The organism is Bradyrhizobium sp. 139, assembly GCF_023074175.1.
In the GTDB taxonomy this organism is placed as follows: Bacteria; Pseudomonadota; Alphaproteobacteria; order Rhizobiales; family Xanthobacteraceae; genus Bradyrhizobium.
The window spans coordinates 21176-43935 of record NZ_JADPKS010000091.1; the positions used below are offsets into that span (position 1 = coordinate 21176).

19 protein-coding genes are annotated in these 22760 nt (G+C 63.7%); 10 read left to right on the top strand and 9 right to left on the bottom strand.

The annotated features are described in order from the left end of the window. Positions 1 to 106: 106 nt before the first annotated feature. Positions 107 to 1846: an EAL domain-containing protein gene (locus tag IVA80_RS21590; protein WP_247434877.1), complete on the bottom strand. Its 1740-nt coding sequence runs from the start codon at positions 1844 to 1846 to the stop codon at positions 107 to 109. A 303-nt stretch (positions 1847 to 2149) separates the two neighbouring features. Beyond that, a complete protein-coding gene (locus IVA80_RS21595; protein WP_247434879.1) occupies positions 2150 to 3115 on the bottom strand; it encodes an HWE histidine kinase domain-containing protein in 966 nt (321 codons plus the stop codon). Positions 3116 to 3288: 173 nt separating this feature from the next. On the opposite strand from IVA80_RS21595, the gene IVA80_RS21600 reads away from it, so the two are divergent. Continuing rightward, positions 3289 to 4131 carry a glucose 1-dehydrogenase gene (locus tag IVA80_RS21600; protein ID WP_247434883.1) on the top strand — a complete coding sequence of 281 codons (843 nt, stop codon included), beginning with the start codon at positions 3289 to 3291 and terminating at the stop codon, positions 4129 to 4131. A gap of 137 nt (positions 4132 to 4268) precedes the next feature. Here the strand turns inward: IVA80_RS21600 and IVA80_RS21605 are convergent, their stop codons facing one another. Together IVA80_RS21605 and IVA80_RS21610 are read right to left on the bottom strand one after the other, a co-directional pair. Next, positions 4269 to 5645: a cytochrome P450 gene (locus tag IVA80_RS21605; protein ID WP_247434886.1), complete on the bottom strand. Its 1377-nt coding sequence runs from the start codon at positions 5643 to 5645 to the stop codon at positions 4269 to 4271. A gap of 231 nt (positions 5646 to 5876) precedes the next feature. Beyond that, positions 5877 to 7112, bottom strand: coding sequence for an LLM class flavin-dependent oxidoreductase (locus IVA80_RS21610; protein ID WP_247434889.1), 1236 nt, complete (start codon positions 7110 to 7112; stop codon positions 5877 to 5879). 238 nt (positions 7113 to 7350) lie between these two features. Here IVA80_RS21610 and IVA80_RS21615 point away from each other — a divergent pair, with 238 nt between their 5' ends. Together IVA80_RS21615 and IVA80_RS21620 are read left to right on the top strand one after the other, a co-directional pair. Next, positions 7351 to 8763 (top strand): MFS transporter, encoded by a 1413-nt coding sequence (locus IVA80_RS21615; RefSeq protein ID WP_247434891.1) that lies wholly within the window; start codon positions 7351 to 7353, stop codon positions 8761 to 8763. Between the two features lie 141 nt (positions 8764 to 8904). Beyond that, the gene (locus IVA80_RS21620; protein WP_247434895.1) at positions 8905 to 10083 is read left to right on the top strand and encodes a PHB depolymerase family esterase; all 1179 of its coding nucleotides are present in this window, start codon (positions 8905 to 8907) and stop codon (positions 10081 to 10083) included. Between the two features lie 195 nt (positions 10084 to 10278). Here the strand turns inward: IVA80_RS21620 and IVA80_RS21625 are convergent, their stop codons facing one another. Next, positions 10279 to 10581, bottom strand: coding sequence for a hypothetical protein (locus IVA80_RS21625; RefSeq protein WP_247434898.1), 303 nt, complete (start codon positions 10579 to 10581; stop codon positions 10279 to 10281). 131 nt (positions 10582 to 10712) lie between these two features. Here IVA80_RS21625 and IVA80_RS21630 point away from each other — a divergent pair, with 131 nt between their 5' ends. Then, positions 10713 to 11093 carry a helix-turn-helix domain-containing protein gene (locus IVA80_RS21630; protein ID WP_247434900.1) on the top strand — a complete coding sequence of 127 codons (381 nt, stop codon included), beginning with the start codon at positions 10713 to 10715 and terminating at the stop codon, positions 11091 to 11093. Between the two features lie 3 nt (positions 11094 to 11096). Here IVA80_RS21630 and IVA80_RS21635 read toward each other — a convergent pair whose 3' ends face one another. Continuing rightward, the gene (locus tag IVA80_RS21635; RefSeq protein ID WP_247434902.1) at positions 11097 to 11777 is read right to left on the bottom strand and encodes an MBL fold metallo-hydrolase; all 681 of its coding nucleotides are present in this window, start codon (positions 11775 to 11777) and stop codon (positions 11097 to 11099) included. A gap of 172 nt (positions 11778 to 11949) precedes the next feature. On the opposite strand from IVA80_RS21635, the gene IVA80_RS21640 reads away from it, so the two are divergent. Next, positions 11950 to 13548: an alpha-amylase family glycosyl hydrolase gene (locus tag IVA80_RS21640; protein WP_247434904.1), complete on the top strand. Its 1599-nt coding sequence runs from the start codon at positions 11950 to 11952 to the stop codon at positions 13546 to 13548. Positions 13549 to 13617: 69 nt separating this feature from the next. On the opposite strand, the gene IVA80_RS21645 is transcribed toward IVA80_RS21640, so the two are convergent. Further along, positions 13618 to 15318, bottom strand: a complete 1701-nt coding sequence (locus IVA80_RS21645) for an alpha-amylase family protein (RefSeq protein WP_247434906.1) — start codon at positions 15316 to 15318, stop codon at positions 13618 to 13620. Between the two features lie 336 nt (positions 15319 to 15654). On the opposite strand from IVA80_RS21645, the gene IVA80_RS21650 reads away from it, so the two are divergent. Next, positions 15655 to 16146 carry an MmcB family DNA repair protein gene (locus IVA80_RS21650; RefSeq protein WP_247434909.1) on the top strand — a complete coding sequence of 164 codons (492 nt, stop codon included), beginning with the start codon at positions 15655 to 15657 and terminating at the stop codon, positions 16144 to 16146. A 129-nt stretch (positions 16147 to 16275) separates the two neighbouring features. On the opposite strand, the gene IVA80_RS21655 is transcribed toward IVA80_RS21650, so the two are convergent. Beyond that, positions 16276 to 16830, bottom strand: coding sequence for an ActR/PrrA/RegA family redox response regulator transcription factor (locus tag IVA80_RS21655; protein ID WP_276007652.1), 555 nt, complete (start codon positions 16828 to 16830; stop codon positions 16276 to 16278). Positions 16831 to 16932: 102 nt separating this feature from the next. Beyond that, on the bottom strand, positions 16933 to 18243 hold the full coding sequence (locus IVA80_RS21660) for an ActS/PrrB/RegB family redox-sensitive histidine kinase (RefSeq protein ID WP_247434913.1): 1311 nt from the start codon (positions 18241 to 18243) through the stop codon (positions 16933 to 16935). 138 nt (positions 18244 to 18381) lie between these two features. On the opposite strand from IVA80_RS21660, the gene IVA80_RS21665 reads away from it, so the two are divergent. From IVA80_RS21665 to IVA80_RS21680, 4 genes are all read left to right on the top strand, one after another. After that, positions 18382 to 19185 carry an ABC transporter ATP-binding protein gene (locus tag IVA80_RS21665; RefSeq protein ID WP_247434915.1) on the top strand — a complete coding sequence of 268 codons (804 nt, stop codon included), beginning with the start codon at positions 18382 to 18384 and terminating at the stop codon, positions 19183 to 19185. 142 nt (positions 19186 to 19327) lie between these two features. After that, the gene (locus tag IVA80_RS21670; RefSeq protein WP_247434917.1) at positions 19328 to 20146 is read left to right on the top strand and encodes an ABC transporter permease; all 819 of its coding nucleotides are present in this window, start codon (positions 19328 to 19330) and stop codon (positions 20144 to 20146) included. Positions 20147 to 20267: 121 nt separating this feature from the next. Further along, positions 20268 to 21596 carry a polyhydroxyalkanoate depolymerase gene (phaZ, locus tag IVA80_RS21675; protein WP_247434919.1) on the top strand — a complete coding sequence of 443 codons (1329 nt, stop codon included), beginning with the start codon at positions 20268 to 20270 and terminating at the stop codon, positions 21594 to 21596. Between the two features lie 216 nt (positions 21597 to 21812). Then, positions 21813 to 22652: a SprT family zinc-dependent metalloprotease gene (locus IVA80_RS21680; RefSeq protein ID WP_247434922.1), complete on the top strand. Its 840-nt coding sequence runs from the start codon at positions 21813 to 21815 to the stop codon at positions 22650 to 22652. Positions 22653 to 22760: the final 108 nt, after the last annotated feature.

Below are 22760 nucleotides of genomic sequence, written 5' to 3' on the forward strand. Positions count from 1 at the left end.
GCAGTTGCGGAAGAAATCGGCAGCACGACGCTGACGCGTTGATGCCACCCTCCGATCGGGTTGCCCCCGGCTTTGCAAAGTAAGGGTGTGGAAGGCGGGAGCGTCTCTACCGCCGATATCCGTTTGCCCGCGAATAGGCCGGCCGGTTCTGCTGCGTCGGGCGGCTGTTTGCCACGCTGGCGCGTGCCTCGCTGGAGGTGGGTGTCGCGAGCTTGAGCTCCTCCAGGAAGATCGGCCGGGCGAAATAGTAGCCCTGCGCGTAACGAATCTTGGTCGCGGCCTGGAGATAGGCCAGCTCCTCGTAGGATTCGATGCCTTCGGCGATCACGGTCATCCCGAGCGCTTCGCTCAAGGATTCGATCGCACGCAAGATGCCCTGGCTGCGCGGGCGCTTATGGATGTCGGTGATGAAGGAGCGGTCGATCTTGATTTCGTCGGCGGTGATATCGGCGAGCGCCGAGAGCGAGGAATACCCGGTGCCGAAATCGTCGATCGAGATGCCGACGCCGAGCTTGCGGAACATCGGCAGGATCTCGGCCTGGAAATGATTCTTGGCGACGAAGGCGTCCTCGGTCACCTCGATCATGAAACGCTGGGGAAAACCGGTCTCGTCCAGCGCCTGAGCAAACGTACGCATGAATTCCGGGTTGCCGGCCTGCTTGGCCGCGACGTTGATGCTGATGGTCGCTTCCGCGCCGAAGGTCTCGTTGATGAGGTCGATCGACTTGACGATCTCGGCAAGCACGAGATGTGTGAGCTCGTCGATCAGCCCCAATTCGCCGGCAAGGTTGATGAACGAGCCTGGTGCCTGGATGACGCCTTCGTCGTCGCGCAGCCGCACCAGGGCCTCGATGCCCTGCACGGCCTGCGTCCTGATGTCGACCTTGGACTGGAAAGCGCAGCAGAAGCGCTTTTCGAGGATGGCGAGCCGCAGCGACTGCTCGATCTTCATCCGCGCCAGCGCCTCGCGCTCCATGCCGGTGTCGAAGAAGGCCGCCGATCCCTTGCCGTTGTTCTTGACGCGGTACATCGCGATGTCGGCGTTCTGGCGCAGCGTCTCGAAGCTGCTTCCGTGGTCGGGATAGAGGCTGACGCCGACGGAGGTGGATGCGAAGACCTCCGAATTGTCGATGAAGAACGGTGCGGTCAGCCGCTCCAGCGTCGATTGCATGAATTCGGCGACTTCCTCCTGGCTCTGGATCGGGGAGAGCAGCAGCAGGAATTCGTCGCCGGAGATGCGCGACAGCATGTCGGAATCGCGCAGGTCGCGCCCGAGCCGCTTCGACAGCTCGGCCAGCAGCGCATCGCCGACGACGTGGCCGTAATAGTCGTTGATGTGCTTGAAATTGTCGACGTCGAGAAACGCGAGCGCGAAACGCTCGCCGGCGCGGCCGTGCGCGAGCAGGCTGTCGGCGCGATGCTCGATCACGCGCCGCGAGGGCAGCCCGGTCAGCTCGTCGAAATAGGCCGAGCGGAACAGCTGGTCCTCGAAATTCTTCTGCTCGGTGATGTCTGCGGAGGCCGAGATCAGGAGCTCGCGTCCGGCGAGTTGGACCGGACGGTGGGTGGTCAGCAGCACCTGGCGTGCAGCTCCGTCGTGGAGCGCTTCCTCGGAGATGACCGCCTCGCCGGACCTCAGGGCCCGCTGGCAGGCTTCCCGGCGCGGCGTCGGGTCGGGCGACGGACGGCTGCCGTCCATGCCGAGCTGGGCGGCCGCGGCATCGTTGACCAGCAGAAGCTCGCCTTGAGCATCCTGCACGGTCAGGCCGGCAGGCAGCATTCTAACGATTTCCTTGAGAAACCCGAGCTCGGCTTCACTCGCGCCGGAATATCTGTTGTCGTTCATAGAAGTCATGAATCTTGTTGTTTCAGCGCGCTTTTGCAATGGCCGTGATCTTGCGCGGTTCCCTCTTAAGTTAGGTTAAGGGGTCCGGAGAAATACGGTGGTGTTTTGCGGCGATGCGACGCGTGCGACCCATCGTCATTAACAGAGCGTCAACGCCGCTTGCTAACCTGCGAGCGAGCGCGCGTCTGTTTCGCTTGTGCCGCATTGCGCCGCCTGATGGTTGATAAACCGCTGCGAGCCGTAGTCGACACCTCTCCCCGCTGGGGAGTGGTGATCCGTGGCCGGAGCTGATTTTTATCACCGCTAACCGTTTTGCGGGATGCGGCATTGCATGATGCAATGCAGGCCAGTCTTGAGATACGAGACCTCGGCCTTGCCGTCGAAAGCCGACAGCGCCGACTTCAGCAGCTTTGTGCCGAAGCCGGGCTCCGAGACCTTTTCGATGCTCGGCCCCTCGGTTTCATCCCAGGTGACGGTCAGACGGTCGCCGCTGACGGTCCATGACACCTGCAACAATCCGCGCGGCGCGGAGAACGCACCATATTTGCCGGCGTTGGTGGCGAGCTCGTGAAACATCAGCGACAGCGTGACCGCGAGCTTCGGCGCCAGGAACAGCCGGTCGCCGTTGAGCGTGAAGCGGACGTGGCCGTAAGGTCCGAGCTCCGAGATCAGGAGATCGCGGATGTCGCAGCCGGCCTTGTCGATGCGCGAGATCAAATCGTCGGTCGCGGCCAGCGACCGCAGCCGCGGATCGATCCGGGCCCAGATCTGCGGCTGGTCCTGGAGCACCTGATGCAGCACGGCATGCACCGTCGACAGCTTGTTCTTCAATCGGTGCTGGAGTTCGTCGACCAGCAGCTTGCGATAGTCTTCTTCCTCGATCAGGCGTTTGGAAATCCGGCGCTGCTCCGTCAGCATCGTGCGATAATGCTCGACGCCCCAGATGGTGAGCGCGGAGACGCCCCAATAAAGGGTCAGCAAGGCGAACCGGGCGCGATCGGCAAAAGCGTCGCCGAAATTCAGGGTGACGCCCAGCACGCCGCCGACCAGCGCCGTGATGATGCCGATCCGCAAGCCGCCGAATGCGGTGGCAAAGAACACGGCCGGGAAGTACGGCGTGAAGTAGACGTCGGGCCGCACATGCGCGAGACCCCAGCGCGCCAGCGTCGCAACCAGCAGGCAGGCGACCGCGAAGGCGAGGCTCAGAGCGAGCGATGGCGGTGCCATGCCGTGCCAGCCTTTGCGAAATTCGTCGATCAGTTTCCCCATGCGCCGCCCGGTTGCGATCTGCGTTCCAAAATCGAGCTGTAGGCGAGAATGTTAAGCATGTCGCCCGCGCAAGCATAGCTTGCCTTGTCCCGAGCCGGCAGAGATAGTGAGCTCCGCGGCACCGGCGGGTGCTGGCCGTTTGGCATCAACTGGTTCGGAAACAGGAACATTCCATGGGCAGGCTGGACGGCAAGGTGGCGGTGATTACGGGCGCGACGAGCGGGATCGGCTTGCGTACCGCGGAAGTCTTCGTGTCCGAAGGTGCCAAAATTGTGATCGCGGGGCGGCGCATACCGGAAGGCGAGGCGCTGGCGAAGCAGCTCGGGGCCAATTGCATCTTCCGCCAGACCGACGTGACGGTCGAACCGCAGATGCAGGCGCTGATTGCGCTAGCAGTCGAAAAATTCGGCCGGATCGACTGCCTGTTCAACAATGCCGGCGGCCCGGCGCAGACCGGGGGCATCGAGGGCCTCGAGGTCGAGCGCTTCGACGCCGCAATGGCGACCCTGGTGCGCAGCGTCATGCTCGGCATGAAGCACGCAGCGCCCACCATGAAGAAGCAGGGGTCCGGCAGCATCGTCAACAATGGCAGCATCGCCGGCCGGCTCGCCGGTTTCTCCTCCTCGATGGTCTATGGTGCGGCCAAGGCCGCGGTGATCCATCTCACCAAATGCGCGGCGATGGAGCTTGGCGAGTCCAATGTGCGCGTCAACTCGATCTCGCCCGGCGCGATCGCCACCGGCATTTTCGGCAAGGCGCTCGGCCTGTCGACAGAGGCCGCCGAGAAGACGCCGGCGGTGATGCGCGAGGTCTACAAGACCGCGCAGCCGATCCCGCGCGCCGGTCTTCCCGACGACATCGCCCATGCCGCGGTATTCCTGGCGAGCGACGAATCCAGCTTCATCAACGGTCACGACCTCGTCATCGACGGCGCCATCACCGGCGGCCGCAACTGGAGCCAGCAGCAGCAGGGCTATGTGGCCTTGCGCAAGGCGTTCGATCAGGGGACCGGGTAGGTCTCGTGCCCCGGACGCGGCGCAGCGCTACTTCAGCGGTGCGCCGCAGAGCCGGGGCCCATCTCTCACACTAAACGCATCTCACGATTCTGGGTCCCGGCTCGCGCTTCGCGCGTCCGGGATACGAGAGTGGAGCGCTACACCGCCTTCACCGTCACCCGCAAGCCATCCCGCGGCTTCGGAATCGGCCACATCTGCCAGTCCAGCTTGTAGCCCGGCTCCAGCGACACCTCGATGTTCTGCAAGAAGTGCCGCGCGAAGCACTTTGCCTGCATGTAGGCAAAGTGCAGGCCGAGGCACATATGCGCGCCGCCGCCGAACGGCACCCAGGCGAAACGATGCCTGTTGCGCTGGGCGTCCTCGGTGAAGCGCAAGGGATCGAAGCGATCCGGCTCCGGCCAGATGTCCTTCATGTGGTGCGTATAGAGCGGATTGACGCCGACCGCGGTGCCGGCGGGAATCGTAAATCCCTTGAAGGTGAAATCGCGCATCGCACGTCGCGGCATCGACGGCACCGGCGGCTTGATCCGCAACGCTTCCTTGAACGCCATCTCCGACAGCGGCATCTTCTCGAGATCGTCGAAGCTGCTCGGCGCATCCGGAGCGAGCCCGAGCGCCAGAACCTCGGCGCGCAGCCTGCTCTGCCAATCCGGATTTGCGGCGAGCTCGCCGACGAAGGACGTCAGCGACGAGGTCAGCGTGTCGTGCGCCGCCATCATCAAAAAGCTCATGTGGTCGATGATGTCCTGTTCGGAAAGCAGGGCGCCATCTTCATGTGTGGCGCGGCAGAGCTGGGAGAACAGATCATCGCCGCCGTGATTGCCGCGTCGCAGCGGAATCTGCTCGCGGAAATAGGCGACGATGCGCTTGCGCCCGCTGACGCCGGCCGCCATCTGCGTGCCCGGCAGCGGTCGGCGGATCGGAGCGACGGCAGCCGCGACCATATCGACGAAAGCGCGGTTGATCTCGTCGACCTCCGGCCCGATATCGGCACCGAGGAAGGACACGGCGGCAAGGTCGAGCGTGAGCTGCTTCATTGCCGGATAAAGCTGCATCTCGCCGGGCCTGGCCTTCCACTGCGCGACGCGCGCGGCGATGCCGCTGTCGAGATCGCTGAGATAGGATTTCATCGGTCCTGACTTGAACGCGACCGACAGCGCCTTGCGATGCAGGCGGTGCTCGTCGAAATCGAGCAGCATCAATCCGCGCGGAAACAGCAGGCCGAGCACCTTGTTCCAGCCGTGCGTCGAGGAGAACAGTTTTTGCTGGTCGAACATCACGAGTTCGTTGGCCTCGGGGCCGAGCAGCACGACGTTGGTCTCGCCGAAAACATGGGTGCGGTAGACCGGGCCGTATTTGGCGCCATTCGCCTCGATATGACCCTTGGGGTCGGCGAGCACCTGAAACGTCTTGCCGATGATCGGCCAGCCCTCGTCGCCGGGGATGTGCGTCAGCTCGTTGCGCTTGGGCGCGGTGAAACCGAGCGCAGGGGCGGCGACATTCTGCATCGACATGACGATTGCTCCGGTTGGCTAATCCAACATAACACAATCCGGGTCCGCTGGCGCGGCGGTGCTTCGCTGCGGCCATCCTTCGAGACGCCCGCCTTTGGCAGGCCCTCAGGATGAGGATGAGGTTTGCGGCAGCAGTTTCAACAGACACCGAAGCCGCCTAGCCTCATCCTGAGGAGACCGCGCAGCGGTCGTCTCGAAGGACGAGGCGTTCACTGAGGTCGGGCCCTGAGCCTACCGCTTCGCCGCTTCCTTCTGCAAATCCGGGGCATTGACGGCGGGAATGGCGACGCGGCCGACGCCGGTCACCTTGAGCGCCTCGGCAGCCTTCTCGTTCTCCATGATCTTGGCCATCACGGCCTGACCGGCGCGATCGAAGATCGCACGGTTCTCGATCACGAATTTTTGCGACTTGCGCAGGCCGTCGATGTAGCCGTTGATCTCCGGCACGACGTAGCGCGCGACCAGATCCCAGCTCCGGCGCGTGTTCTCCGGATTGGCCCAGTCGTGCACGAAGCCGATGACGGCGCCGACGCCGCCGGACACCTGCATCACGTTCTTGATCATTTTGACCAGATCGTCCGGGGTGCCGATGACAGACGCGGCGCCGTCGACGAAGGCGGTCTTGTCCACGGCCTCATCAGGCGAGGCGAACGCGGTCAGGCCCGGCCGCTGCAGCGTGCCGACATTATATTCGTTGTGCCAGCGCATCAGGCCGGCGCCGGCTTCGCGGCGCGCCTGCTCGCGGGTCTCGGCGAGGTGCCAGGTCAGCAGCACGCGCCAGTTCGCCCGATCCACTTTTGTGCCGTGCTTCTTGGCGGCATCCTCGGCGAACTGCCATTGCTGTTGCAGCGACATCAATCCCTGCGTCGTCATCGAGCCCAGCGAGATGATGCCGATGCCGTATTTGCCGGCGAGCGTCATGCCGGAGGGCGAGATCTGCGACGCCACCACGAACGGCATCTCCTCCTGCAACGGCAGGATCTGGAGCGCGGCGTCGTTCATCGTGAACCAGTCGCTCCTGGCGGTGATGCGCTCGCCATTGAAGAGACGGCGGATCACGCCGATGGCCTCGTCCTGGCGGTCGCGCTGAGTCATCGGGTCGATGCCGAGCGTGTGCGCGTCCGACGCAAGCGCGCCGGGACCGGACCCGAAAATGGCGCGGCCGCCGGTCATGTGATCGAGCTGCACCATGCGCTGCGCGACGTTGTAGGGATGATGATAGGGCAGCGACACCACGCCGGTGCCGAGCTTGATGCGCTTGGTGCGTTCGCCGGCCGCCGCCAGAAACATCTCGGGCGAGGCGATCATCTCCCAGCCGGAGGAATGGTGCTCGCCGCACCAGAACTCGTCATAGCCGAGCGCGTCGAGCTGCTCGACGAGGTCGAGATCGCGCCGGAACTGGAGCATCGGATGCTCCCCGATCGGATGATGCGGGGCAAGGAAGGCTCCGAATTTCAGGCGCGCCATGGCGTTCACTCCGGCTCGATTTCTTGTTTGTTGAGGCTGCGAAGCTACGTGCTGGGAAGAGCGAACGCAATCGCACGATGTCCCGTGCGGCGGAATGCAGGCATGCAATGAGGCGCCTCTTCTCCCTCGCTCCGTTCTTGGCGGAGAGGCAAAGAGCGCGAGTCCTACCTCTGAGGTAATCGCGGCACCGCCTAGGGTTTGCGACTATCGGCGGCGAAATTCGAAGGCTCGCGCGCCGATGCATCAAACCGTCACAAAGCAAATCGATGCGTCCCGGCGCTGGTGGGTGCTAGGGATCGTCGTTGCCGCCCAGTTCATGTTCGGCGTCGACGCCTTCGTCGTGAATGTCGCCATCCCCACCATCGCCGTCGATCTGCACGCGTCGTCGGCGCAGATCGAATCCGTCATCGCGATCTATTTGATCGGCTATGCCACGCTGGTCGTCACCGGCGGCCGCCTTGGCGACATCCATGGCACCAGGAATGTGTTCCTGGCCGGCGTGCTCGGCTTCACCCTGGCGTCGCTGTGGTGCGGCCTCGCGCAATCCGGCGCGGAGCTGATCATCGCGCGGCTGGCGCAGGGCGCGACCGCGGCGCTGATGGTGCCGCAGGTGCTGGCGACGCTGCATCTGCTGTTCACCGACGACTCGCGCAGCCGCGCTTTCGCCATCTACGGCATTGTGCTCGGGCTTGCGGGGGCCGCGGGCTTCCTGCTCGGTGGTCTCCTGGTCACGGTCGACCTCGGCGGCACCGGCTGGCGTTCGGTGTTCTTCGTCAACGTGCCATGCGGGCTCGTTATTGCGGCAGCCGCCTGGCGCATCATGCCGTCGGTGCCGCGCCGGGCCGGAACGCGGCTCGACATCAGGGGCAGCATGGTCCTGTTCGCCGGACTGCTTTGCCTGATCGGGCCGCTGCTGTTCGGTCACGATGTCGGCTGGGCGCCTTGGCTGTGGGCGGTGATGGCGATCGGCTGTGTGGTCCTTGTTGCGTTTTTGAAGCTCGAGCATGCGGTGGCGCGCGGCGGCGGCATGCCGCTGATCGATCTGACGCTGCTGTCCGACGCAGCCTTCCTGCGCGGGCTCGGCGCGGCGTTCTTCTTCTTCGCCGCCAACCTCTCGTTCTATCTGGTCATGACGCTATTCATGCAGCGGGCCCTGAAGATCCCACCGCTCTTGGCCGGCATCGCCTTTATTCCGCTTGCGCTCGCCTTTGTCGTCGCCTCGCGCCACAGCGGCGCGCGGGCGAGGCATCGCGGCAACAAGGTGTTGATCGAAGGCTGCGCGCTCCAGATCGCCGGTCTTGTCGCGCTCGCGTTTGTTGCGGGCTGGATCGATACGCCGACGCCGATTGAGCTCGCGCTCACCATGATCATCTTCGGCTACGGCCAGGGGCTGGTGATGGCGCCGCTCTCCGGTGCCGTGCTTTCGACGGTGAAGCCGGTTGCCGCAGGCTCAGCCTCCGGCATGTACGGCACCACTGCGCAGATCGGAAATGCGGCCGGAGTGGCCGCAATCGGCGCGGCGTTCTTCATCATTGAGGCGTTGCAATCAGCGCGCGCAGGATTCGTCGCCTCGCTCGCCATGTTTGCGACGTTGATCATGATCTGCGCCGCATTTCTGGCGTGGATGCGCCGCGCATCTGCACGAAGTTGAAGCATTGCGGTGAATACATGCGGATTCCTGCGGTTTTCCCGTGTTTCCGCGCGGATCGACAGCACACGGCCTTTTTATTTTGCACCGCAGCAACTATTTGGTTTGGGTGGACGTTGGAAGTTTCCCCCAGCAGGAGTTGCCGTGTCGCTTGCCAGAAATGTCGAACTTTTGAGACGTCTGCCAAGGCTGGGCGGTCTGCGCTTTGCCGAGTTGGGCCAGAGCGCCGATTCATCCAGCCCGTTGGAAGAAGTGACGAGCTTCGGCAGCAATCCCGGCAATCTGCGCATGTTCGCATTCGTGCCGGCGCAACTCCAGAATCCGCGCGCGCTCGTCGTCGTGCTGCATGGCTGCGGCCAGACCGCAGCTGCTTACGATCTCGGCGCGGGATGGTCGACGCTCGCGAGGCATTACGGATTCGCGCTGGTGATGCCCGAGCAGCAGCGCATCAACAACAGCAACACCTGCTTCAACTGGTTCAATCCGGAAGACACTGCGCGGGACAGCGGCGAGGCGCAGTCGATCCGCGAAATGATCGCGCATATGGCCGAGGCGCACCGGATTGATCCCAGGCGCATCTTCATCACCGGTCTTTCCGCCGGCGGCGGCATGACGTCGGTGATGCTCGCGACCTATCCCGAAGTCTTCGCGGCCGGCGCGGTGATCGCCGGATTGCCCTATGGCATCGCCTCGAACCTGCGCGAAGCCCTGGACGGCATGTTCCATTCGCCGGCGCGGCCGGAGCGCGAGCTCGGCGATTTCGTGCGGCGCGCCTCGAATCATCGCGGGCCGTGGCCGAAGATGTCGGTGTGGCATGGCAGCGCCGATCGCACCGTCAATCCCGGCAATGCCAACGAGATCGTCAAGCAGTGGCTCGATTTGCACGATCTGCCGGCCGCGCCGATGGCGGAGACCAATGTCGATGGCTATCCGCGCCAGGCCTGGTGGAACAAGGACGGCGAAACCCTGGTCGAGTCCTATGCCATCACCGACATGGCGCATGGCATGCCGCTCGGCCTCGCCGACAGCGATCAGCGCTACGGCATGGAAGGCACGTTCCTAATCGAGGCCGGCATCTCCTCGTCGTATCATATCGCGAAGTTCTTCGGCCTCACCGGCTGGATTCCCGACGCGGCCGGGAAGAAGGTCGAGGCCAAGCCTGCGACGACGAAGCCGGCGCTTTCACCCGCGCCGCATCTCGCCCGCTCGATCCGCGCGGCCGTCGCCGAGCAGCCGGCCGGGCCGAAGCGCGAGGAGGCTCGCGGCTTCGATCTCGGCCAGATCATCACGCGCGCGCTGACCGCCGCGGGATTGATGAAGTAGTGTCGTCCCGGGCAAGCGCGCCCCAAGCGCGCGCCGATCCGGGACCCATACTCCCAGGACAAAGTTAGGCGCGAAAGCTCAACGCCGAATCTCCGCAACCACGACTTCCTGTGGTTATGGATCCCGGATCCGCGCTTGCGCTTGTCCGGGACGACAGCTGAGTTTGTGGCGGCGCTGTCGCCCCGGCCCTCAAAGCTACGTGGTCTGATCGACCCACTCGATCGGGGTCGCCGTCACCTCGCCGCCGGCGACCTTCCGCGTCACCTCCTGATAGGCCTTGAAGAAGTCGCGCGATTGCAGCGCTTTTTGCGCGGCATCATCGGCGACGCTGGCAAGGTGGAAATAGCTGCCGTCGTCGCGGTTCTTCAGGACACGGTAGCCGATCCGCCCCTTCAGCTCCGGATCGCCGTCGATCGCCTTGACGAAGCGGCCGATCTCCTGGTGCCAGGCTTCCGTCGTACCGTTCCTGAATTCGTATCTGATCATGAAGTGCTTCATGTGACGCTCCCTGTTCATCATGTGCGTCATCATCTGCGGCTTGCGCGCGATCCTGCAAGTATGGACAAAATTGATAGTATGGACTTTTTCGCCGCCGCTCCTATCATCTTCTCCAACGTGGAGGAGACGACATGGCCAAGGAAAGGGCAAAGGCAACCGCAGCTCGCACCTGCCCGGTCGCGGCTTTTCAAAAAATGATCAGCGGCAAGTACAAGCTCCGCATCGTCTGGGACCTCAAGGACGGTCCGCGCCGCTACGGCGAGATCCGCAGCGGCCTGCTGCGCGGCACGGAGGGCAGCGCCGAGATCACCCCGCGCGTGCTCAGCCGCGAATTGAAGGCGCTGACGCAGAGCGGCCTGATCGACCGCAAGGATTTCGGCGAGGTGCCGCCCAAGGTCGAATATCGTCTGACCCGCAAGGGCAAGAGCTTTGTGCCGGTCGTCGCCGCGATCCGTGAATGGGGCGACCGTCATCTCGGTGAGGCGCCGCCGCTGGCGGACGCCGCCGAGTAAAGCTCACATCTCGCCGGTGATGAACGGATTGGTCATCCGCTCCTGGCCGATGCTCGAGCCGGCACCATGGCCGCAGATGAAGCCGACATCGTCCCCGAGCGGCAGCAGCTTGGTCTTGATCGAGTTGATCAGCGTCGCGTGACTGCCGCCGGGCAAATCGGTGCGGCCGACCGAGCCCGCGAACAGGACGTCGCCGACATGGGCGAAACGCAAGTCTTTGTTGAAGAAGACCACGCTGCCGGGCGAGTGGCCGGGGCAGTGGAAAATGTCGAACTGCAAGCCGCCGATCGACACGGCATCGCCTTCGTCGAGCCAGCGGTCCGGCGCGAAATTGCGCCCGCCGGTCATGCCGAAGCGCGCGCCGCTCTCGACCACGTTGTCGAGCAGGAACTTGTCGGCGAGATGCGGGCCCTCGATCGGCACCTTCAGCGCATCGCGCAATTCGGCCGCGCCGCCGACATGGTCGATATGGCCGTGCGTCAGCCAGATCTTCTCCACGGTGACGCCGGTCTGCTTGATCGCGTCCAGAATCTTCGGCACGTCGCCGCCGGGGTCGATCACCACAGCCTTCTTAGAAGGTTCATCCCAGATGATGGTGCAGTTCTGCTCGAACAGCGTCACGGGAACGATGATCGCGCCGGCCTTGGCTTGTTCGGACGGGTGGGTGTCGTTTTGCTCGGTCATGGCCTCACAATGCTGATTTTTGCCATGCCGCCAAGCAAAAGATTCGTGGGCCAGCCCGGGAACAGCCGCACCGATCGGCACACGGCCGTCCCAATTGGCCTGCTGATTTGAACCGGGACGTTGCTCCCGCGTTCTCTCGCGCGAGAAGCAGATTTCTGGATGGGGTTTCCGCATGGCTCAGAGCGGCGACAATTGGTGGCGCGACGGCATCTTCTATCAGATCTACCCGCGTTCCTTTCAGGACGCGGATGGCGACGGCGTTGGCGATCTCGCCGGCATTTTGCGGCGGCTGCCTTACGTGAAATCGCTTGGCGTCGACGCCATCTGGCTGTCGCCGATCTTTCCCTCGCCGATGGCCGATTTCGGCTACGACATTTCCGACTACACCGGCATCGAGCCGCTGTTCGGCACGATGGCGGATTTCGATGCGCTGCTCGCGGCCGCCCATGACAACGGCCTGAAGCTGATCCTCGATCTCGTGCCCAACCACACCTCCGACCAGCATCCCTGGTTCGTCGAGAGCCGATCCTCGCGCGACAATCCCAAACGCGACTGGTACATCTGGCGCGATCCGGCGCCCGATGGCGGCGTGCCGAACAACTGGCTGTCCGAGTTCGGCGGCAGCGCGTGGCAGTTCGACGAGACGACGGGTCAATATTACTACCACGCCTTCCTCGCCCAGCAGCCGGACCTCAACTGGCGCAATCCGCAAGTTCGCGCCGCGATCTACGACGTGATGCGGTTCTGGCTGGAGAAAGGCGTCGACGGCTTTCGCGTCGACGTGATCTGGCATCTGATCAAGGACGACGAATTCCGCGACAATCCGCCAAACCCGCATTATGTCGAAGGCCGGCCGCCGAACGAGAAGATCCTGACGCAATATTCCACCGACCAGGCGGAGGTGCACGACGTCATCGCCGAGATGCGGCGCGTCACGGATGCGTATCGCGCCCGCGTGCTGATCGGCGAAATCTATCTGCCGCTGCACCGGCTCATGGCCTATTATGGCAACGATCTCACCGGCGCGCAGATGCCGTTCAACTTCGCGCTGCTCTCGACCTTCTGGAGCGCGCGCTCGATCGAGAAGATCGTCGAGGATTACGAGAAGGCGCTGCCGAAAGGCGCCTGGCCGAACTGGGTGCTTAGCAATCACGATCGCCCGCGCGTCGCAAGCCGCGTCGGGCCGGAGCAGGCCCGCGTCGCCGCCATGCTGCTGCTGACGCTGCGCGGCACACCGACGCTCTATTACGGCGACGAGATCGGCATGCACCAGGTCGCGATTGCGCCCGAGGACGTGCGCGATCCCTTCGAGAAGAACGTGCCCGGCATCGGTGTCGGCCGCGACGGCTGTCGCACGCCGATGCAATGGGATTCATCCGGCTTCGCGGGCTTCTCGGACGTCAGGCCGTGGCTGCCGCTGCCCGAGGATCATATCCATGAGAACGTGGTCAATCTGGAAGCCGATTCGCGTTCGATCCTCAGCTTGTACAAGCGCCTGATCGCGCTGCGGAAGGCCTCTCCGGCGCTGGTCGCAGGCGACTATCATCCGATCGCCGCGCAAGGCGATCTGCTGGTCTATCGCCGCGAGGCCGAGGGCAGGGCGGTGATCGTCGTGCTCAATCTCGGATCCGGCCCGGTCGCCGTGACTACCAGCGAGCTCCGTTTCGGCAGCGAGATCTTGCTGTCGACGTTTCTGGATCGCGAGGGTGAGCGGCTGGAAGGCGTGCTGGATCTGCGCGGCAATGAGGGTGTGGTGGTAATGCCGTCCTAGCCGTCGTCCCGGATCTACGCGCGTTTGAGGCGCGCTTGTCCGGGACGACAGCGGAGTGTGGGGATGCAGCTAACCCGGATGCGCGTTGCCCCGCACCGTTTTCTCGTCGATGTCACTTCGCTTCAACAGATAATCCAGCCCGCCGACGCGGTACCAGCGATACCCATAGGGCTCCAGCACGATGCGATGCTGGCCGCGCTTGTTGGCGTGGCTATGATCTTCCGCGAGCAGGTTGATCAGGTGCTTGCCGGCGTCGCCAGGCTGCCCCGCCGAGAACGCGATCTCGCGCGGCTTCTCATTCAGATTGTGCACGAACAGCACGGAATTGTTGCGCCAGTCGTAACGCATGATGAACACCGCGGGATCGGGCGTCGGAATGATCGCGAAATCGCCCCAGCCGATCTCCGGCACCTCCTTGCGCATGCGGACGATACGCTCGGTCCAGTTCAGCATGGAGTTGGGATCGCGCCGCTGTGTCGCGACGTTAACGTGCTCGAAGCCGTAAGGCCCCTTGTCGATGACCGGGCACGCCGGCTTGCCGCTCTTGGTGAAGCCGCCATGCGGCTCGGTCGACCATTGCATCGGCGTGCGCGCGCAATTGCGCTCCGGCAGCGAGAGATCGTCGCCCATCGCGATCTCGTCGCCGTAGCGGATGACGGGCGTGCCCGGCAGCGTGCACATCAAACTGTAGGCGAGCTCGAGCCGACGGCGATCGCCGCCCAGCATCGGCGCGAGGCGGCGGCGGATGCCGCGGTCGTACAGCTGCATGTCCTTGTCGGGGCCGAAGCACTTGAAGACGAGGTCGCGCTGCGTCTTGGTCAGGCGGCCGAGATCGAGTTCGTCGTGATTGCGCAGGAACAGGCCCCATTGCGCGGTGGCCGGCCGCGGCTTGGTCGCCTTCAGTGCCTTCGCCAGCGGCCGCGAGTCGCCGGAAGCCAGCGCATAGAACAGATGCTGGTTCACCTGAAAGTTGAACATCATGTGCATGCGGTCGGCGTCGCGGCCGAAATATTCCATGTCCGTCTTCGGCAGCACGTTGGCTTCGGCGAGGATGATGGCGTCGCCCTGACGCCATTGCATGAATTCGCGGAACATACGCAGCATGTCGTACTGCTCGACCGGCTTTTTGACTTTGGCGCCCTTGGTCGCGATCACGAACGGCACGGCATCCATGCGGAAGCCGGAGACCCCGAGCTGGATCCAGAAACCGATGATCTTCAGGATCTCGGCCTGCACGTGCGGGTTCGAGGTGTTGAGATCGGGCTGGAAATCGTAGAAGCGGTGGAAGTACCAGGCGCCCGCTTCCTCGTCGCGCGTCCAGGTCGACTTCTGAACGCCCGGAAACACCATGCCCTGGTTGGCGTTGGCGGGCTTCTTGTCGGACCACACATACCAATCGCGATAAGGCGAATCCTTCGAGCGCCGCGCCTCCTTGAACCAGTGATGCTGGTCGGAGGTGTGGTTGACGACGAGGTCGATGATGACGCGGATGCCGCGCTGCTTGCAGCCCTGGGTGAACTCGACGAAATCGCCGAGCGTGCCGTAGCGGGCATCGACGCTGTAATAGTCCGCGACGTCGTAGCCGTCGTCGCGGCCCGGCGAGGTCTGGAACGGCATCAGCCAGATCGCCGTGATGCCGAGGCCATGCAGGTAGTCGAGCCGGCGCAGCAACCCGTTGAAATCGCCGATGCCGTCGCTGTTGGCGTCCATATAGCTGCCGACCGACAGGCAGTAGATCACGCCGTTCTTGTACCAGAGATCGTCGATCATGCGCCGCAGCCTCGATGCTCCGCCGAGGTGCGGCGGCTGCGTGATAAGTGTCGGGGGGAGGGGAGGTTCCCGCACCGATGTCGTCCCGGACAAGCGCAGCTCATCGCAATGCGTAGCGTTGCCCCGAGCGGAGCGCAGATCCGGGACCCATACCGCGGAATCGATCGGTTGCGGTATGTAGGAGTACCGAACGACGGGTCTTTGCCAAACTCCGTCCTGTGGTGATGGGTCCCGGATCTGCGCTGACGCTTGTCCGGGACGACAGCGGAAAATGAGGCCGCAGCTTGCCTCCATCAGACGGTGTCCGCACCCAACGGAATCGGCTAACCTGCCATCATGGACAGCACCGCCCGCAACATCGCCCTCGTGCCGCCGCCGGACCGCCGTCAGTCCGAGACGGCGCTGGCGATCGCGCGCGGCACGGCGCGGCTGCTGCGCTCGCTCGGCTTCTGCTGCATCAGCGAATTGCCGCTGCCGTCGGGCCGGCGCGCCGATCTGGTGGCGCTGAATGAGCGCGGCGAGATCTGGATCGTCGAGATCAAGTCATCGGTCGAGGATCTGCGCGCCGACCAGAAATGGCACGAATACCGCGCCCATTGCGACCGGCTGTTTTTCGCCTTCACGCAGGATCTGCCGTGCGAGATCTTTCCTGAAGACACCGGCCTGATCATCGCGGATGCCTATGGCGCGCATCTGCACTGCGAGGCGCCCGAGCACAAGCTCCCCGCGCCGACGCGCAAGCAGATGACGGTGCGGTTCGCGATGGCGGCGGCTTTGCGGATCAACCGTCTGGTCGATCCGCAGGGCCACGCGGATTTTTGGGAGTAGCGGCTCGGCGAGCGCAGACGCCGTAGGGTGGGCAAAGCGAAGCGTGCCCACCGTTCAAGCCGTTCAAGATTGAAACCGAAATGGTGGGCACGGCGCTTTGCGCCTTTGCCCACCCTACGAGGGGCGCGATTACCTCGGCGCGCGCTTGGCCAGAATGCGCTGCAAGGTCCGCCGGTGCATGTTGAGCCTGCGCGCCGTCTCCGAGACGTTGCGGTTGCACATCTCGTAGATGCGCTGGATGTGCTCCCAACGCACGCGGTCGGCGGACATCGGGTTGGTCGGCAGATCGGATTTGTCCGAGCTGGTCGAGAGCAGAGCAGCAACGACGTCGTCGGCATCCGCGGGCTTCGACAGATAATCGATCGCACCCATCTTCACTGCGGTCACGGCGGTGGCGATGTTGCCATAGCCGGTCAGCACGATCGCGCGGGCTTCGGGGCGCTTCTTCTTCAGCGCTGAGACGACGTCGAGACCATTGCCGTCGCCGAGCCGCAGATCCACCACGGCGAACGCAGGCGCCGCCTTGCCGATCTGTGCGAGACCATCCGAAACGGTGTCACACGATGTCACCGCGAAGCCGCGGGTTTCCATTGCACGCGACAGCCGCTCCAGAAACGGCTTGTCGTCCTCCACGATGAGAAGCGAGCGGTCGGACTGTTCGTTCAGTTCGGCGATGGCGTTCAAGGTTTCGTCCTCTCTCCAGCGCATCCACATATGGCGTCGCAATCGGGCGGTGCCAAGGCCACCGATAGTCGGTCGGCCCTGCTATGCGACGCAAGGTCGCGCCTATCCTATTGTTTCTTCGAGCGTCTCGATAGCCTCAAAACGCTCTCTCGGCCAGGTGATCTGGACCACGGCACCGTGGTCCGGAAAGGTCCGATTGGTAAACGAGACCTTGGCGCCGGTGCGTTCCAGCAAAGTGCGCGCGATGAACACGCCGAGCCCGTGGCCGCCGCCTTCGTCCTGGCTGCGCCGTCGCGACAGGTAGGGCTCGCCGATCCGGTTCAAGAGGTCGGGCGGAATGCCGGGCCCATCGTCGGAGATCACAAGCTCGATGGTGTCATTGTTCCACCAGGCGTTCACCTCGACAGTGGTGCGCGCGAAATCGACCGCGTTCTCGATGATGTTGCCGACGCCATAGAGGATCGCCGGATTGCGCGAGCCGACCGGCTCGGCGAAGGCGGCCACCGCGATCCGCACCTTGATATCGACGCCGAAATCGCGGTGCGGCTCCACCACCTCCTCGATCAACTCTGACAGCTTCATGCGATCAAACGGCGCGCCGGTTGAGGAGAGCTGGGTGATCTTGCTCAATATGTCGCGGCAGCGCTGCGTCTGCTCGCGCAAGGTTTTCAGGTCGGCAGCAAAGACCGGCTCCTTCACCGTCTTTTCCAGCTCGCGCGAGATCAGGAAGATGGTCGCGAGCGGCGTGCCGAGCTCGTGCGCTGCGGCGGCGGCCAATCCGTCAAGCTGGGTCAGATGCTGCTCGCGCGTCAGCACCAGTTCGGTCGCGGCCAGCGCGTCCGCAAGCTTGCGCGCCTCTTCGGTCACCTGAAAGGAGTAGAGGCTGGTGACGCCGATCGCCAGCACGATCGAGAGCCAGATGCCGACGAGATAGATCGGCGGCAGCACCAGCGGATCGTCGGAATCCCAGGGCAGCGGCAGATGGAAGAAGAACAGGATCGAGGCGCAGGCCACGGCCAGCAGGCCGAGGCCGAAGGTGACGCGCGCGGGCAGCGCGGTCGCCGAGATCAGCACGGGTGCGAGGAACAGGAACGAGAACGGGTTTTGCAGTCCGCCGGTGAAGAACAAGAGCCCGGCCAGTTCCACGATGTTCAGCGCAAGCAGTCCCGCCGCCTGGATCGGCTCGAGCCGCTGCATCGGATTGGCCGCGGTTTGCAGAGCCAGATTGAGCGCCGCCGACACGGCGATGATGCTGACACAGGGGACGATCTCGACATCGAACTCGAGCCCCTGCGCCACGATGAAGATCGCGGCGAGCTGGCCCAGCACCGCGAGCCAGCGCAACCGCAGGATCGTGTCGAGGCGGATATGTCGCTGCGCGTGGTGAAAGTCGGTATCGGCGGTCTCGGTCATTTCGGTCAATCTAGCGATGCGCGGGTCCGGTCACAAACACGCTGGTTCACACTTTCAGTCTGGCTACAAGCCTCTTACATCAAGTCTTTGCATCAAGCCTTGCGCTTCACCGTGCAATGGCGGAAGAACGCCTCCAGCATGACCGGGAATGCCAATGCTTCAAGTCGGCCGACTGTCGCGGATGCCATTTCGTCCGCGGCGATCGAGGTCGACCGCCTCGTCAAGGTCTACAAGCAGACCCGGGCGGTTGACGACATCTCCTTTTCACTGCCGCGCGGCAGCATCACCGGGCTTCTGGGCGGCAACGGCGCCGGCAAGACCACGACGATCGCGATGATCATGGGCCTGGTGCTGCCGACCTCCGGCCGGGTCAGGGTCCTCGGACATCGGATGCCCGAGGAGAGCGCGGCGGTGCTGGGGCGGATGAATTTCGAGAGCCCCTATGTCGACATGCCGATGCGGCTCACGGTGCGGCAGAATCTCACCGTGTTCGGCAAGCTCTATGCGGTGAAGCATCTCTCCGGCCGCATCGCAGAGCTGGCCGACGATCTCGATCTCACTGATTTCATCGACCGCGCCAACGGCAAGCTCTCCGCCGGGCAGAAGACCCGCGTCGCGCTGGCCAAAGCGCTGATCAACCGGCCCGAGCTGCTCCTGCTGGACGAGCCGACCGCATCGCTCGACCCTGATACGGCCGACTGGGTGCGGGCGCATCTGGAGCGCTATCGCCGGGACAACAACGCTACCATCCTTTTGGCCTCGCACAACATGCTCGAGGTCGAGCGGCTGTGCGACCGCGTCATCATCATGAAGCGCGGCCGCATCGAGGACGACGACACGCCGGGCGCCATCATGGCCCGCTACAACCGCACCACGCTGGAGGAAGTATTCCTGGACGTCGCGCGCGGCCGGGTGAACGGTGCGCGGGAGGTGGCGCGATGAGCGAGCCCTCATGTTTCGGCCGTAGCCGTAGCCTGGATGGAGCGAAGCGTAATCCGGGGTTCTCGCGTCTGGATAGACTGGTCCCGGATTGCGCTACGCTCCATCCGGGCTACTGGTTGCGGCCGGGCTACGCGGTGCCACAATGAGCGGGCTTTCTCTCCACCGCGGCCTATCCATGCAGCGCATCGGCGCGATGATCCTGCGCTATTGGTACCTGCTGCAATCGTCCTGGCCGCGGCTGCTCGAGCTGCTGTATTGGCCGGCGCTGCAAGTCATCACCTGGGGCTTTCTTCAGCTTTATATCGCGCAGAATGCAAACTTCTTTGCGCGCGCCGGCGGCACCCTGATCGGCGCCGTCATCCTCTGGGACATCCTGTTCCGCGGCCAGCTCGGCTTCTCCATCTCGTTTCTGGAGGAGATGTGGGCGCGCAACATCGGCAATCTGATGATGAGCCCGTTGAAGCCGATCGAGTTTCTGCTGTCGCTGATGATCATGAGCCTGATCCGGCTCGCGATCGGCGTGATCCCGATGACGCTGCTCGCGCTGTTCCTGTTTCACTTCAACGTCTACGGCCTCGGCCTGCCGCTGATCGCATTCTTCTGCAATCTGATCTTCACGAGCTGGGCTGTCGGCATCTTCGTCTCGGGGCTGGTGCTGCGGAACGGACTTGGCGCCGAGAGCATCGTCTGGACCTTGATGTTCGCGATCATGCCGCTCGCCTGCGTCTACTATCCCGTCAGCGTACTGCCGATCTGGCTGCAATATGTCGCCTGGGTGCTGCCGCCGACTTACGTGTTCGAGGGGATGCGGGCGTTGCTGATCGAGAACAGCTTCCGCATTGACCTGATGCTGGATGCGCTGGCCATCAATGCGGTGCTGCTGGTTGCATCTTTTGGGGCATTCCTTGCCCTTTTGCGCAGCGCCAAAAAGAACGGCTCGCTGCTCTCGGGCGGCGAATAACGTCACTTTCCCGTGGATTCAGGCTGTTTTTACCGTTCAGGCCACGTAGATGTACGGAACCATGCATTGACGCAATATTACGCATTCGTCAGTATGCTGCGATGCGAAGAGGAATATAGCGATGCCTATTGGTGAGTTTGGCGGCGCGCCGCCCCTGGCGGCTGAAGGCAGTCCGGTCCTGACGACGCCGATGTATTGGATGTACGAGATGGCGCAGGCCTCTCTCAATCCGGCGCGCGCCGTCACCGACGCGACCAAGCTCCTGTTTCAGAATCCCCTCAATCCCTGGGCGCGCACCGATGTCGGCAAGTCGGTTGCCGCGGCCTGCGAATTGTTCGAGCGCACCACGCGCCGCTACGGCAAGCCGGAATGGGGCCTCAACGACACCGAGGTCAACGGCATCCGCGTCCCCGTCGAGGTCCGCTCGGTCTGGGAAAAGCCGTTCTGCAGGCTGCTCTACTTCGATCGCAAGTTCGCGCGTCCCTTGCGCAGCCCGCAGCCGCGCGTGCTGATCGTCGCGCCGATGTCCGGCCACTACGCGACGCTGCTCCGCGGCACCGTCGAGGCTTTCCTGCCGGCGCATGAGGTCTACATCACCGACTGGGCCGATGCCCGCATGGTCCCGCTCAGCGACGGCCGCTTCGATCTCGACGACTACATCGACTACGTCATCGAGATGCTGCACGTCCTCGGCGGCAACACGCATGTGCTGGCGGTGTGCCAGCCCTCCGTGCCCGTCGTCGCTGCCGTCTCGATCATGGAAGCGCAGCGCGATCCCTTCGTGCCGACCTCGATGACGCTGATGGGTGGTCCGATCGACACCCGCCGCAATCCGACCGGGGTGAACGACCTTGCGCAGGAGCGCGGCATCGACTGGTTCCGCAACCATGTCATCACCAAGGTGCCGTTCCCGCATCCGGGCATGATGCGCGACGTCTACCCGGGATTCCTGCAGCTCAACGGCTTCATCAGCATGAATCTCGACCGGCACATGGACGCCCACAAGCAGCTATTCGCCAATCTGGTGAAGGGTGACGGCGATCTCGTCGACAAACATCGCGACTTTTATGACGAATATCTCGCGGTGATGGACCTTTCCGCCGAGTATTACCTTCAAACCGTCGACACCGTATTCGTGAAGCACTCGCTGCCCAAGGGCGAGATGACGCATCGTGGAACACGCGTCGATCCTTCCAAGGTCACACGCGTCGCACTGATGACGGTCGAAGGAGAGAACGACGACATCTCCGGCCTCGGTCAGACCGAAGCAACGCACACATTGTGCAATTCGATCCCCGATCATCGCCGCGTTCATTACGTCCAGAAGGGCGTCGGACATTACGGCGTGTTCAACGGCTCGCGCTTCAAGTCGGAAATCGTGCCGCGCATCCATGACTTCATGGTCTCGGCTGCGAATCCGAGCTCGTTGCAGGCTCTCGCGGCCGAATAGACGCGTTTTTCGGCTTTCCCGTTGAAAATCGATGCCCTGCGGAGGTTCCGGCGGGGGTGAGTTCCCTCCAGATTCGCGGTATTTAGGTAGTTTTATAGGAGTGAATCTTAATTCCTTCCTTGGGAGTGCCGCATGCGTCAAGCGGAGGCGAAAAAATCGGGTTCCAACCCCAGTCTGTAGGGTCTCCCGGACGCCAGACCCCTGTATATTGGGCAAATGATTTGTTTTTGCGCCGAGCGCTTTCCCTGGCGGCGGTTATGGCAGAATCCGGGCGCCCTCCTGCCCCCCGGACTGACAGACATGGCCACTCGCGCGCTCCTCTATCGTCGGCCCCACGAACCAAAGACCCTCGTGATCACCCATGGATCGCAATTCTTTGCGATCCGGCTGCGCCGGCACAGACGCGCGCGCCGCTACACGCTCAGAATTCATCCGAGCGATCGCGAAGCCATCCTCACCATCCCACCGCGCGGAACGCTCGCCGAAGCCAAGGATTTCGCACAGCGTCACGGTGCGTGGATCGCGGCACGTCTCGGCCGTTTGCCGAAGGCTGCGCCGTTCCAGCCTGGCACATTGATACCGCTTCGCGGCGTTCCCCATCGCATCGTTCATCGCGCCGGCACGCGTGGCACGGTGTGGACCGAGGTGCGGGACTCCGGTGAACGCATTCTCTGCGTCGCCGGCGGGCTCGAGCATGTCGACCGGCGCGTCAGCGATTTCCTCAAGCGTGCGGCGCGCGGCGATCTCCAGCGCTCGGCGGAGGCCTATGCCGCCGAGCTCGGCGTCAAGGTCAAGCGGCTCTCGATCCGCGATCAGTCCAGCCGCTGGGGCTCATGCACCTCGGCCGGCTCGCTGTCATTCTCCTGGCGCCTGATCCTCGCGCCGCCCTACGTGCTCGACTACCTCGCCGCGCACGAGGTCGCCCATCTCGTCGAGATGAACCACTCGGCGCGGTTCTGGCGGGTGTGCGGAAAAGCCTGCCCGTCGATGGAGCGCGCCAAGAAGTGGCTCGACACGTACGGGAACGATCTGCACCGGTACGGGGTCGAGGATTGATCCTCGTTGCGGATTAGGCGTTGCTGCCAGCCCAACACTCACTGTCGTCGTCCGGCTTGACCGGGCGACCCAGTATTCCAGAGCCAGTCATTGTTAAGCCGAGGCGCC